A 12,054-nucleotide genomic window follows, 5' to 3' on the forward strand; every position below is an offset into this window, starting at 1 on the left:
CCTCGGAGCCGCCCTTTTTCTTTTGTCGCAGCAATTTGCTAGAAGGCGCGCTTGACCCCCGGGCCATCCGGGGCCATCTGCGCCCCTCGTTTTGACCAGGTTTCGAAAATGACCCTCACCGTTCCCGCCGAGTGGGCTCCGCACCGCGCCATGTGGCTGGGCTTCCCGAGCCATGGCGAGCATTGGAAGGAAGACCTCGAGCAGGCCCAGAAGGAGGTCGCCGACCTCGCCCGCGCCCTGGCCGGTCCTGGCGGCGAGCGCGTGCGCCTGATGGTCGTCGGCGACGAGGCCGAGGCCGCCGCCCAGGCCCTGCTGTCCGACACCAGCGTCGAGATCGTCCGCGGCCAGTTCGGCGACATCTGGCTGCGCGACACCGGCCCGATCTTCACCGAGACCGCCCAGGGCGCCTCGGCGGCCGGCTTCAAGTTCAACGGCTGGGGCGGCAAGTACGAACTGGAGGGCGACGAGATCGTCGCCGAGCAGATCGCCGCCGCCTCGGGCGCGCCGCTGGTCCGCAACGACTTCGTGCTCGAAGGCGGCTCGCTTGATCACGACGGCCTGGGCACGGTGCTGACCACCCGCCAGTGCGTGCTGAACGACAACCGCAACCCGGGCATGGACGAGGCCGCCATCACCGCCGCCTTCGCCGCCTCGATGGGGATCAAGAAGGTGCTGTGGCTGGGCGACGGCCTGCTCAACGACCACACCGACGGCCACGTCGACAACCTGGCCCGCTTCGTCGCGCCGGGCGTGGTGGCCTGCCCGATGGCCTTCGGCGCCGACGACCCCAACGCCGAGGTCTATGCCGAGACCGCCCGCCTGCTGGGGGCCATGACCGACAGCCGCGGCTCGCCGCTGCAGGTCGTGCGCATCCCCTCGCCGGGCCGCATCCTCGATGAGGACGGCGAGCCGATCCCGGCCTCGCACATGAACTTCCTGATCGCCAACGAGGCCGTGATCGTCCCGATCTACGCCGAGGAGTCGGGCGCCTTCGCCGTCGAGGTGATCAAGGGCCTGTTCCCCGAGCGCCAGGTCATCGGCCTGCCCTCGACCGCGATCCTCACCGGCGGTGGCTCGTTCCACTGCATCAGCCAGCAAGAACCCGGGGAGTAAGTCGACATGACCCGCACGCTCAGCGTCGCCGCCATCCAGACCTCCTACGGCCTCGACCTCGAGGCCAACATCAAGAAGACGGAAGCCTTCATCCGCGAGGCCGCCGCCGGCGGCGCGCAGGTGATCCTGCCTTCGGAGCTGTTCCAGGGGCCGTATTTCTGCGTCACCCAGGAAGAGCGGTGGTTTGCGCAAGCCCATCCGTGGCGCGAGCACCCGGTGGTCAAGGCCATCGCCCCCCTGGCCGGCGAGCTGGGCGTGGTCATCCCGATCTCGATCTTCGAGCGCGAGGGTCCGCACTACTTCAACAGCCTGGTGATGGCCGACGCCGACGGCTCGATGCTGGGCCTCTACCGCAAGAGCCACATTCCCGACGGCCCCGGCTATCAGGAGAAGTATTACTTCCGCCCCGGCGACACCGGCTTCAAGGTCTGGGACACGCGTTTTGGCCGCATCGGCGTCGGCATCTGCTGGGACCAGTGGTACCCCGAGGCCGCCCGCGCCATGGCCCTGATGGGCGCCGAGGCCCTGTTCTATCCCACCGCCATCGGCAGCGAGCCGCATGACCCGACCCTGATCACCACCAAGCCGTGGCAGCGGGCGATGCAGGGCCACGCGGTCAGCAACGTGATCCCGGTGATCGGCGCCAACCGCATCGGCTTCGAGCCGTGGGAGAACTATCCCACCGGCGGCCAGACCTTCTACGGCTCGTCCTTCGTGGCCGACCATCGCGGCGACCTGGTCAGCGAACTGGGCACCAGCGACGAGGGCCTCGTCACCGGGACCTTCGACCTCGACTACCTGACCACCCACCGCGCCGCCTGGGGCTTCTTCCGCGACCGCCGCCCGGACCTCTACACCAGCCTGGCGAGCCCGCGCCCGACGGCGTGAGATCCCTGTCGGGCGGCGCGCCTCAGGCCGCCGCCCGCTTGGCCAGAGCCAAGGCCAGGGACGGCCGATAGCGCCGGCTGGCGGTCACCCGCCCGCCGTCGCTGAGCACCAGCACCGCGTCGCCCGCCGGCAGGTTCTCCACCGCCGCCACGGCCGTCATGTTGACCAGCCGCGAGCGATGCACGCGCAGGAAGCCCGCCGCCTCCAGCCGCTGGGCCAGGTTCGCCAGCGTGGCCCGCATCAGCACCTTGCGCCCGCCCGCGACGTTCAGCTCCACATAGTTCCCCGCCGCCTCGGCCCACAGGATCTCGCCCACGGGCAGATACCGGGTCTGGGCGCCGTCGCGCACCTCCAGTACGTCGGGGGCGGGGGCCGGCGTTTCTCGCGCCTTGGCCCGCGCGGCCAGCAGCGCGCCCGCGCCCCAGCACACCAGTCCCAGCAGCAGATAGGTCAGGACGTCGCGATAGAGGTCGGCCAGATAGCCGTCCCACGACAGGTCGAGGCGCTGATCCAGCCCCATCGCCAGATAGGCGGGAATCCGCAGCAGCCGGGTCAGGCCGTAGTGGACCAGCGAGGCGATGCTGGCCAGGACCACGTGCAGGGCGATGGCGGCCGGCAGCGGCGCGCGGGGCGGGCGCAGGGCGGCGAAGGCTCGCGCGATCAGCGGGGCCAGGGCCAGCCAGACCAGGGCGCTGCTAATCTCGTCGACCAGAGGAACCTGCGGCGACACCGGCTCGCCGGCGCGCAGCTGCCGGTCCAGCGCCGCGGCCAGGTTGCCCGCCACGGCCACCGCCAGCAGTCCCGCCGCGATCGCGTAGGGCCCCCAGCGTCCCCGCCTGTCGCCGTCGTTCGTCACGCCCGCTCCACCGCTCGTCCCATCCCCTCGACCGCTCGTCCCGACGGCGCCCCGGCGCACCCCTTGGCGATGGCGCGCCGTCGGCCGGTGTCTATCTCGCGGCGCTGCGAAACAACAAGGGACGCAGCGCGATGTTCTTTCAACCCTTCCCCGACGCCCCTCCGGCCCAGGTCGTGACGGCTCAAGTCGCGCCAGCGGGCGTCGAGACCTACCCGGCCGCCTTCTTCGTCCCCTTCGCGCCGCAGACCGCGCTCGACATGGCCCGCCGCGTGCCTGGCTTCCGTCTGGACCTCGGCGACGAGGGCGTGCGCGGATTGGGCGAGGCCGGTGGCAACGTGCTTGTCGACGGACGGCCCCCGGCGGCCAAGACCGGCGGTCTGGCGGCGGTGCTCGCGGCCATCCCGGCCGGCCAGGTGGTCCGCATCGAGATCCTGCGCGGCGGGGCGGCGGGCGGCGATCCGCTGGGACGGGGCGTCGTGGCCAACATAGTTCGTGCGCCGCGCCCGGCCGGTCTTTCCGCCGAGGCGCGCGCCACGCTTGCCGACGGCGACTGGCTGGGCGGCGCCGTGCTCACTCTGTCGCGGTCGGCCGCCGGCCTGGACCTGTCCGCCACCACCACGCTGGACATGACCGGCGAGCGTTCGCACGGTGAGCGCGTTCAGGCCGATCTCGCCGGCGCCCGCGCCGGCCGCCAGGCCCTGGACTACCGCACCGACTATCCCGAGCTGTCTCAGCGCCTGGCGATCGACGGCGCCTTGGCCGGCGGGCGGCTTAAGGCCAGCGCCACCCTCGCTGGGGCCCGCCTGTCCGAAGCCTTCGCCTTCGCCGAACCTGGAGCGGCCAGCCGCTTTCCCAAGGACACCCGCCGCTGGCGCGGCGAGCTTGGCGGCGACTGGAGCCGGACCGTGGGGGAGGGACGGGCGCTGAAGCTGGCCGGCCTGGCCCGGTTCACCGACCTCGACGCGCGCTCCGACAGCCTGCTCGGGCCCGCCCCCCAGGCCCTGGCGGTGGCCGACCGGTTCGAGAGCCGCTCCCGCTCGCGCGAGGCCGTGCTGCGCGCCAGCCTGGCGGGCGAAGGCGCCTGGCGGCCGCAGGTTGGGCTCGAGGCGGCCTGGAACGATCTCGACAGCGATGCCGTCACCACCCTCTTCGGGGCCCGGCCGGGCCGTTCGGCGCGAGCGGTCGTGGTGTCCGAGCTGCGAGGCGAGGCGTTCGCCAGCCTCGACGGTCGCCTCTCGCCGCGTTGGACGGTGAGCCTGGGCGCGGCCTATGAGGCCTCGTCGGTTCGTGCGCGGGCCGAAGGGCTCGACCGTCGCGCCTTCGGCTTTCTCAAGCCGCGCCTGGTTCTCGCCTGGAAGCCCGACGCACGCGCCGACCTGCGGCTGTCCCTGCGCCGCAACGTGGGCCAGTTGTCGTTCGGTGACTTCGCCGCTTCGGCCAACCTCGCGGAGGGCACGGCCGCGTCCGGCAACACTCGCCTGGGTCCCGACCACCGGATCACCGTCGACCTGACCTACGAGCGGCGCTTCGGCGCGCGGGGCGCGTTCACCCTGTCGGCCGCGCACGACTGGCGAGGCGACGTGCTGGAGGACGCGGTGCTGCCGTCGGGCGACTTCGGGCTCGTCAATGTCGACAAGGCCCGCGCCTGGCGGCTGTCGGCCGATATCGATCTGCCGGTCGACGCCGTCCTGTCCGGCGGCCTGGTCAAGCTCGGCTATGTCCGGCGTGGCTCGGACCTGCGCGACCCGGTCACGGGCGAGCGGCGGCGTCTCGACGACGAGCAACCCGCGACCCTGACCGCCTCCCTGCGCCAGGACCTGCCCGGCGCGCGCCTGTCCTGGGGGATCGACTACGCCGATGGCTACCGGCTGCGGTCCTACTACGCCAACGAGGTCCGCCTGCAGCGCCACGCCGCCGACCTCGGGGCCTTCTTCGAGACCACCCGCCTGGCCGGAACCCGCCTGCGCCTGCGTGTCGACGGCCTGACCGGCGCCCGCAACACCTTCGTCCGCCGCCTGCACGCCGGCAGCCGCGCCGGCCCGGCCGCGTCGCGCGAAACCTGGGACATCCACACCCCGGCCACCGTCACTCTTTCCGCCAGCAGGGCGTTCTGAGCGCGCGAAGGAGCGCGGGGCGGCGTCGGCCCGTGCGGATTATCGATGTCTGGAAAAGTCCTTGGTGGAGCCGAGGGGAATCGAACCCCTGACCTCCTCATTGCGAACGAGGCGCTCTACCATCTGAGCTACGGCCCCAAGGAAGCGCGGAGATACGGTGGCCGGGAGCGTCCGTCAAGCGGCAGTTGCGAGGCCTCGCGAAAACAGCGCGGCCTTGCCAGGGCGGGCGGGGGCGGGCAAGAAGCGGGGAGCTGGAGCCCGCCTGGTCCCGACGGTTCGTCGAAACCGGGCTGGCGGCTTCAAATCCGACATCCGGAGCATGGCGGGCGGCGCAAAGCGCCCATACATTCGTATCGCCACGCTCTAGCCTGGAACCCACATGGCCCCGCTGATCAATTTCGTCTTCTTCATCCTCGGCTCGCTTCTGGAGCTGCTCAAGTGGGCGGTGATCATCAGCGCCATCATCAGCTGGCTGGTGGCCTTCGACGTCATCAACCTGCGCAACCAGGCGGTCTATTCGATCAGCCGCTTCCTCGACGCGGTGACCCGTCCGCTGCTGGCCCCGCTGCGCCGGGTGATCCCGCCGCTGGGCGGCGTCGACATCACTCCGATCGTGCTGATCCTGATCATCGTCGGCGTGCAGAGCTTCCTGCTCGACCCGCTGCACCGGACGATGCTGAACATCCTCGGCTGATCCCGTCGTGAGCTCCGCCGTCCTGGCCGTGCGCCTGACCCCGCGCGGCGGGCGCGACGCCATCGACGGCTGGGCGGCCGACGCCGACGGCCGGCCCTATCTGAAGGTGCGGGTCAGCGCCCCGCCGGTCGAGGGCGAGGCCAACGCCGCCCTCGTCGCCCTGATGGCCAAGCGCCTGGGCCTGTCGCGCTCGGCCGTGCGCGTGGCCGGCGGCGCGACCGCCCGCCTCAAGCGCCTGGAGATCGAGGGCCTGTCGCCCGGGGATCTCGACCGCCTGCTCGGCGTTCCCGGCTGACCGTTTCCCGGGCGGGGGTGCGACCAATCGCCCGGCAGCCCCTTACCGTCCTCGCCAAGCCCCGCTTCGGCGTGCCATTGAGAGAATGGCGTTCTTTCACGCCCTTTTAGCGTCTGTCGCCCATAGTGCGGGCAAGAAATTCCAGGTTTCGGGCCAGCGGGGGCCGCGCCATGAGCGCCAGGGCCATTAACGTCAAGGATCGGCAAGCGGCGATCGTGCACGCCGCCGCGGCGCGGCGGGGTAATGTCTATCTGCGCCTGGTCGCCACCTTCTCCATCGCCGCCATCCTGCATGTCTTCATCGGCATGCGGTGGGTCTGGGCCTGGGCGGCGATCTATACCGCGGCCCAGGTCTTCGAGCTTTGGCTGTTCCGGAAGCTGAAGGCCGCGCCCGAGCGGTTCCTGACCGGCTGGCGGGCCTGGTCGCTGGCGATCATGCCGGCGGTCACCTCGATCATCTTCGGGGCCCTGGCCCTGCCGCTGTTCGCCTCGCACCAGCGCTTCGCCCCCACCCTGGGCGGCATGCTGCTGGCCGGGGCGCTGCTCAACGTCATCGTCGTCAATGTCAGCCTGCGGTCGGCGACCCTGGCGGCGGCGGCGCCGCACGTCGTCTACCTGCTGATCGCGCCGTTCATCGGCCGGGCGGCCAATCCCGAGGCCCCGCTGGCCAACGCCCTGTGGTTCGGGGTGCTGCTGCTGATCGTCTCGGTCACGGTCGCCGCCCGCACCCTGGAGGCCGCGCTGAGGGCCGAGGAGGCCGCCAAGGCCGAGGCCGAACGCCGCCGCCACGAGGCGGAGGAAGCCGTGGCCGCCAAGAGCGCCTTCGTCGCCATGATCAGCCACGAGCTGCGCACCCCGATCAGCGCCATCCTGGCCGGCGCGGCGCGCCTGCACAGCGAGGTTCCCGAGGCCAGCGCGAAGGTTCACGCCCAGCTGATCGCCGACGCCGGCGACATGATGCGCACCCTGCTCAACGACCTGCTGGACTTCTCGCGGCTGGAGGCCGGCCGCATGGCGGTCGAGCGCGCGCCCTACGACCTGCGCCAGGCCCTGGCCGACACCCTGCGCCTGTGGCGGCCCGAGGTGCAGAAGAAGGGCCTGCGGCTGCGGATCGAAGGGGGCGCTGGCCTGCCGCGCTGGGTGTCGGGCGACGCCTTGCGGCTGCGCCAGGTGCTCAACAACCTCTTGTCCAATGCCATCAAGTTCACCGAGCGCGGCGAGATCGTCGTCAGTCTGGCCGCCCATCGCCAGGGCGAGGGCTGGACGCTGGAGATCGCCATCGCCGACACCGGCCGGGGCATCGAGCCGGAGGCCCTGCCGCGCCTGTTCACCCCCTTCGACCAGCTGTCCGCCGAGGTCGTGCGCCGGCACGGCGGCTCGGGCCTGGGCCTGGTGATCAGCCGCGAGCTGGCCCGGCTGATGGGCGGCGACATCACCGTGGCCAGCGAGGGCCTGGGCAAGGGCGCGACCCTGCGCCTGACCGTGCGGGTCGACGAGGCCCAGGCCCCGCCGGCCCAGGCCAGCGCCGCCTCGATCGCCGGGGCGCGGGTGCTGGTGGTCGACGACCACGTGGTCAACCGCCGCGCCGTCGAGCTCGTCCTGCAGACCTTCGGCGTCGCGCCGGTGCTGGCCGAGTCCGGCGAGCGGGCCCTGGAGCTGCTGGGCGCGGGCGGCTTCGACGTGGTGCTGATGGACGTCTACATGCCGGGCCTGGGCGGGCGCGAGACCACCCGCATCCTGCGCGGCGAGGCCGGCCCCAACCGCGAGGTGCCGGTGATCGCGGTGACCGCCTCCTCGACCTCCAAGGACTGGGACGCCTGCCGCGCCGCCGGCATGGACGCCCATGTGGCCAAGCCCATCGACCCGGCCCAGCTGCACGCGGCCCTGGTCGAGGTGCTGTCGAGCCCGCCGGCCCGCACGGCGGCCGCTTAGAGGCCCCTTTCCCGCCCTTGATCAACCTCTCCCAGAGGGAGAGGGAGGGGCCCATGCGCAGCATGGGAGGGTGAGGGGTTTCAGACTTTCCGGATGGGGCAGGGACGAGGGGCCGGACGGCCAACGGCGTACCCCCTCACCCTCCCGTCGCTATGCGCCGGGCCCCTCCCTCTCCCCATGGGAGAGGGTCAGCTTCAAGCGCTCCACCAGCGCGGCCTCGTCCTTCATCTGGCATTCCCAGATCGTCTCGACCCGCCAGCCGGCCTGGGCGAGCGCGGCCTCGTTGCGCTCGTCGCGGGCCTTGTTCCTGGCCACCTTGGCCAGCCAGTAGTCGCGGTTGGCCTTGGGCACGCGCGATCCGCGCGCGCAGTCGTGACCGTGCCAGAAGCAGCCGTGGACGAAGAACACCAGCTTTCGTCCCGGCATCACCAGGTCGGGCGAGCCGGGCAGGTCCTTCCGGTGCAGGCGATAGCGCGCGCCCAGGCCGGTGAGCAGCCGCCGCAGGGTCTTCTCCGGCGTGGTGCCGGTGCTCCTGACCCTGGCCATCACGGCCGAGCGCTTGGCGGGGTCGAAGACGTCGGTGGTCATGGCCTCGTAACGCGCGGGAAGCGGCCCAGGCGCAGCGTGCCGGTCAGCAGCCTCACGCCAACCTGCTTGAAGCCCGGCAGGCGCGAGGTCGGGGTGAAGGCGAAGGTGCGAACCGCCGGCCAGAACCAGCCGCGCGACTGGAACAGCGGGGTCAGGGCCTTGGAGGCCAGCTGGTAGAGGCCGGTATGGCGCCGCCGGTCGGCCTGCCAGCCCTTCAGCGCGGCGGGCGAGGGCGTCGCGGCCAGCCGATCGGCCAGCTCCACGGCGTCGACCAGGGCCAGGTTGCCGCCCTGGCCCAGCTGGGGACTGGTGCCGTGGGCCGCGTCGCCGATCAGGGCGCAGGCCCCGGCGTCCCAGCGCCCCACCGAGACGTCGCGATAGATCGCCCGGGAAAAGCCGCTCCAGTCGTCGTGCCCGGCGAAGGCCTGGGCCAGCTGCGGCCACAGCGGGGCCAGGCGCTGGTCGCGCCACTGGGCGAAGTCGCCGGCCAGGAAATCGTCGATGCCGGCCACCGGAACCGACCAGAACACCGCCGTGCAGTTCTCCTCGCCGTCGGGGCCCCGGCCCACCGGCAGGGCGCCGCACATCACCTCGGCCCGGTGATAGACCTGCCGCAGGGCGCCGGCGAAGCGGCCGTCGGGGTCGGCCAGGTTGGTCCACACCGCGCCCCACGGATAGACCGGGGCGCGAGCCCCGGGCCGCAGCGTCGCGCGCAAGGCCGAGGCCGAGCCGTCGGCGACCAGCACGATGTCGAAGGGGCCGAAGGCGCGTCCGGCCGCGTCGTGCAGCGCCGGCCGCGCCGTGTTCTCCAGCCGGGTGATCCGCGCGCCGGTGACGATCTCCACCCCGGCCGGGGCCAGGGGGGCGTGCAGGGCGTCGAACAGCGCCGCGCGGTGGATGCCCACCCCGTGCGCGCCGGGCCGCCAGTCGCCGTAGTCCAGCGCCATGACCCGCCGGCCCCGGCTGTCGTGGCCGATCAGCGCCTGGACGGCTGCGCCGGCGGCGCGGACGGCGTCTTCCAGGCCAAGCGCACGCAAGGCCGCCAGGCCGGTCGGCTGAAGCAGCAGGCCCGAGCCCACCGGCCGAGCCTGCTCGAACGCCTCCAGCAGCGTCACGGCATGGCCTTGGCGGGCGAGCGCGAGGGCGGCGGCCATGCCGCCGACCCCGCAGCCGACGATGCCGATCTTCAGGGTGGTCATGCTGGGACGATACGCGCCGCGAGAACCATCAAGTCCCCAAAGCTCTCGTCATCCCGGCCGCAGCGCGAAGCGCGGAGAGCCGGGACCCAGGAGCCGCCGCACCGCCGTCGCCCCTGGGTCCCGGATCGGCCTTCGGCCGTCCGGGATGACGATATTGAAATAGGCCTACAGCCCCTCGAACAGGGCGGTCGACAGGTAGCGTTCGGCGAAGCTGGGGATGATCGCCACGATCAGCTTGCCGGCGTATTCGTCGCGCAGGGCCAGGTCGAAGGCGGCGGTCAGGGCCGCGCCCGAGCTGATGCCCACCGGCAGGCCTTCGGTGGACGCCGCGCGGCGGGCCATGGCGAAGGCGTCGTCGTTGTTCACCTGGACGATGTCGTCGATGACGCCGCGATCCAGGATCCCCGGCACGAAGCCCGCGCCGATGCCCTGGATCTTGTGCGGACCCGGCTGGCCGCCCGACAGAACGGCGCTGGCTTCCGGCTCGACGGCCACCATCTTCAGGCCCGGCTTGCGGGCCTTCAGCACCTGGCCGACGCCGCTGATCGTGCCGCCGGTGCCCACGCCCGAGACCACGGCGTCGACGGCGCCGGCGGTGTCGTTCCAGATCTCTTCCGCGGTCGAGACGCGGTGGATCAGCGGGTTGGCGGTGTTCTCGAACTGCTGGGGCATCACCGCGCCGGGGGTGGCGTCGACGATCTCCTGGGCGCGGGCCACGGCGCCGCGCATGCCCTTCTCGGCCGGGGTCAGCTCAAGCTTGGCGCCGAGCAGCAGCAGCATCTTGCGGCGCTCGATCGACATGCTTTCCGGCATCACCAGGGTCAGCTTGTAGCCCTTGGCGGCGGCCACGAAGGCCAGGGCGATGCCGGTATTGCCGCTGGTCGGCTCGACGATCGAACCGCCCGGCTTCAGCAGGCCCTTGGCCTCGAGATACTCGATCATCGCCACGCCGATGCGGTCCTTGACCGAGGCCAGCGGGTTGAAGAACTCGAGCTTGGCCACGACCTCGCCCTTGGGCTTCAGCTCGGCCGACAGGCGCGGCAGACGGATCAGCGGGGTGTCGCCGACGGTGTCGATGATGGAGTCGTAGATCTTGCCCCGGCCGGCGCGCTTGAAGCGCGCGGCGTCGTACAGGCTGGAAGCGTCGTCCATGGTGATCTCTCGGGGATGAAAAGCAGGCCCTAGGTGATCTCCACCTTAAGCCGTGGGAATTGGGCTGTCAGCGACCTATTCGGCCGCCAGGGCCGCAGTTTTCCTGGCAGCGAGCGGAGTCAACAGATGCTCGGCCAGCCAGCGCACGGCCGGGGCGGCCACGCCGTCGCCGATCACGTGCAGGCCGGCCGTGGCGCTTTTGGGCAGGGCGTAGCTGTCGGGCAGGCCCATCAGCCGGGCGCCTTCGCGGGGGCTGACCAGGCGCGAGCGCACGGTTCCCTTGTCGATGACGAGAAGGGTCTGCCGCGAGGAGCCGCCGCGCGGGGTGCGCAGGCAGCCGGCCAGGCCGTCGAACCGCACCTCGGCGCGCTGTTCGCCGCCGCGCATGCGCCGGAAGACGCCGCCGACCGCGCGCTCTCCGCTGGCGATCCGGGCGTCCACCGAGGCGCGGTGGGCCGGGGCCATCAGCTCCAGCAGGGCCTGGGTGGCCTCGTCGCCGCGCCATTCGACGGCGTCGTCGGGCTCGAGCACGGTGGAAAGGTCGGTGTTGCGGGCCGGCGGGGCGGGCAGGGCCCACCACAGCCAGCGGTCCTTCAGCGCCTGGGGCAGGCGGGCGGCGGCCTCGCGCACGGCGCGGCTGTGGAACGGTCCCTGGCCGGTCAGGCCGTCGGTGAGCGCGCGGGTGGCGACCACGAAGACGCGCGGCCGCGACTGGGGCGTGAAGTTCGCCGCGTCGATTTCCAGAGCCCCGAACCGGTAGCCCTGGTCGGCCAGGGCCTGGCACAGGGCCGTGAAGTCCTCGCCGCGGTGCGAGGTGAGCAGGCCCACCACGTTCTCGATGACGATGGTGGTCGGGGCGCGGCCCTCGTCCTCCAGCGCCTCGATCAGCCGCCAGAAGCCGAAGAAGGCCGACGAGCGCCCGCCGTGCAGGCCCGCCCGGGCGCCGGCCAGGCTGAAGTCCTGGCAGGGGCTCGAGGCCCAGGCCAGGTCCGCCTGCCCCGGCAGGTCGGCCGCCTCCAGCTTGAAGACGTCGCCGGTGTGGAAGTGGTCGTCCGCGCCTTCGAAATTGGCGCGGTAGGTCTGCGCCTTCACCGGGTCGAAATCGTTGGCGAAGGCGCAGGTCCAGCCTTCGCCGAGGCCGATGCGGGCCATGCCGCCGCCGGCGAAGAATTCATAGAAGACGGGGCGGGCGTTGTGATTCATCGTGCTTGGCAGATTAGCTTG

The 12,054-nt window shown here is 72.0% G+C and carries 11 protein-coding genes and 1 tRNA gene; 6 read left to right on the top strand and 6 right to left on the bottom strand.

What is annotated here, in order from left to right:
* Positions 1-108: 108 nt before the first annotated feature.
* Both DDF62_RS05880 and aguB read left to right on the top strand, forming a co-directional pair.
* Positions 109-1,113, top strand: a complete 1,005-nt coding sequence (locus tag DDF62_RS05880; RefSeq protein ID WP_116488269.1) for an agmatine deiminase family protein — start codon at positions 109-111, stop codon at positions 1,111-1,113.
* Positions 1,114-1,119: 6 nt separating this feature from the next.
* Entirely contained in the window at positions 1,120-2,001 is an 882-nt protein-coding gene (aguB, locus tag DDF62_RS05885; RefSeq protein ID WP_116488270.1) for an N-carbamoylputrescine amidase, read from the top strand.
* A 22-nt stretch (positions 2,002-2,023) separates the two neighbouring features.
* On the opposite strand, the gene DDF62_RS05890 is transcribed toward aguB, so the two are convergent.
* A complete protein-coding gene (locus DDF62_RS05890; protein ID WP_116488271.1) occupies positions 2,024-2,857 on the bottom strand; it encodes a LytTR family DNA-binding domain-containing protein in 834 nt (277 codons plus the stop codon).
* A 131-nt stretch (positions 2,858-2,988) separates the two neighbouring features.
* Between DDF62_RS05890 and DDF62_RS05895 the strand changes: the two genes are divergently transcribed.
* The gene (locus DDF62_RS05895) at positions 2,989-4,971 is read left to right on the top strand and encodes a TonB-dependent receptor plug domain-containing protein (RefSeq protein WP_116488272.1); all 1,983 of its coding nucleotides are present in this window, start codon (positions 2,989-2,991) and stop codon (positions 4,969-4,971) included.
* Between the two features lie 62 nt (positions 4,972-5,033).
* Here DDF62_RS05895 and DDF62_RS05900 read toward each other — a convergent pair.
* Positions 5,034-5,109: transfer RNA gene (locus tag DDF62_RS05900), tRNA-Ala, on the bottom strand.
* A 241-nt stretch (positions 5,110-5,350) separates the two neighbouring features.
* Between DDF62_RS05900 and DDF62_RS05905 the strand changes: the two genes are divergently transcribed.
* From DDF62_RS05905 to DDF62_RS05915, 3 genes are all read left to right on the top strand, one after another.
* Entirely contained in the window at positions 5,351-5,665 is a 315-nt protein-coding gene (locus DDF62_RS05905) for a YggT family protein (protein ID WP_101716912.1), read from the top strand.
* Positions 5,666-5,672: 7 nt separating this feature from the next.
* A complete protein-coding gene (locus tag DDF62_RS05910; protein WP_116488273.1) occupies positions 5,673-5,960 on the top strand; it encodes a DUF167 family protein in 288 nt (95 codons plus the stop codon).
* A 170-nt stretch (positions 5,961-6,130) separates the two neighbouring features.
* A complete protein-coding gene (locus DDF62_RS05915; protein ID WP_116488274.1) occupies positions 6,131-7,891 on the top strand; it encodes an ATP-binding protein in 1,761 nt (586 codons plus the stop codon).
* Between the two features lie 150 nt (positions 7,892-8,041).
* Here DDF62_RS05915 and DDF62_RS05920 read toward each other — a convergent pair whose 3' ends face one another.
* From DDF62_RS05920 to DDF62_RS05935, 4 genes are all read right to left on the bottom strand, one after another.
* Complete coding sequence (locus tag DDF62_RS05920) at positions 8,042-8,479, bottom strand: very short patch repair endonuclease (RefSeq protein ID WP_116488275.1); 438 nt, start codon at positions 8,477-8,479, stop codon at positions 8,042-8,044.
* Entirely contained in the window at positions 8,476-9,678 is a 1,203-nt protein-coding gene (locus tag DDF62_RS05925; protein ID WP_116488276.1) for an FAD-dependent oxidoreductase, read from the bottom strand. Before DDF62_RS05925 ends, DDF62_RS05920 begins: the two co-directional genes overlap by 4 nt.
* Positions 9,679-9,843: 165 nt before the next feature.
* A complete protein-coding gene (gene cysK, locus DDF62_RS05930) occupies positions 9,844-10,830 on the bottom strand; it encodes a cysteine synthase A (RefSeq protein ID WP_116488277.1) in 987 nt (328 codons plus the stop codon).
* 75 nt (positions 10,831-10,905) lie between these two features.
* Positions 10,906-12,033 (bottom strand): DNA cytosine methyltransferase, encoded by a 1,128-nt coding sequence (locus tag DDF62_RS05935; protein WP_116488278.1) that lies wholly within the window; start codon positions 12,031-12,033, stop codon positions 10,906-10,908.
* Between the last annotated feature and the right edge of the window lie 21 nt (positions 12,034-12,054).

It is taken from the genome of Caulobacter radicis, assembly GCF_003094615.1.
GTDB lineage: Bacteria > Pseudomonadota > Alphaproteobacteria > Caulobacterales > Caulobacteraceae > Caulobacter > Caulobacter radicis.

Coding starts and splice junctions, on each gene's coding strand:
- DDF62_RS05920 (WP_116488275.1), bottom strand. CDS start 8,479: ATGACCACCGACGTCTTCGACCCCGCCAAGCGCTCGGCCGTGATGGCC.
- DDF62_RS05935 (WP_116488278.1), bottom strand. CDS start 12,033: ATGAATCACAACGCCCGCCCCGTCTTCTATGAATTCTTCGCCGGCGGC.
- aguB (WP_116488270.1), top strand. CDS start 1,120: ATGACCCGCACGCTCAGCGTCGCCGCCATCCAGACCTCCTACGGCCTC.
- DDF62_RS05880 (WP_116488269.1), top strand. CDS start 109: ATGACCCTCACCGTTCCCGCCGAGTGGGCTCCGCACCGCGCCATGTGG.
- DDF62_RS05895 (WP_116488272.1), top strand. CDS start 2,989: ATGTTCTTTCAACCCTTCCCCGACGCCCCTCCGGCCCAGGTCGTGACG.
- DDF62_RS05905 (WP_101716912.1), top strand. CDS start 5,351: ATGGCCCCGCTGATCAATTTCGTCTTCTTCATCCTCGGCTCGCTTCTG.
- DDF62_RS05925 (WP_116488276.1), bottom strand. CDS start 9,678: ATGACCACCCTGAAGATCGGCATCGTCGGCTGCGGGGTCGGCGGCATG.
- DDF62_RS05915 (WP_116488274.1), top strand. CDS start 6,131: ATGAGCGCCAGGGCCATTAACGTCAAGGATCGGCAAGCGGCGATCGTG.
- cysK (WP_116488277.1), bottom strand. CDS start 10,830: ATGGACGACGCTTCCAGCCTGTACGACGCCGCGCGCTTCAAGCGCGCC.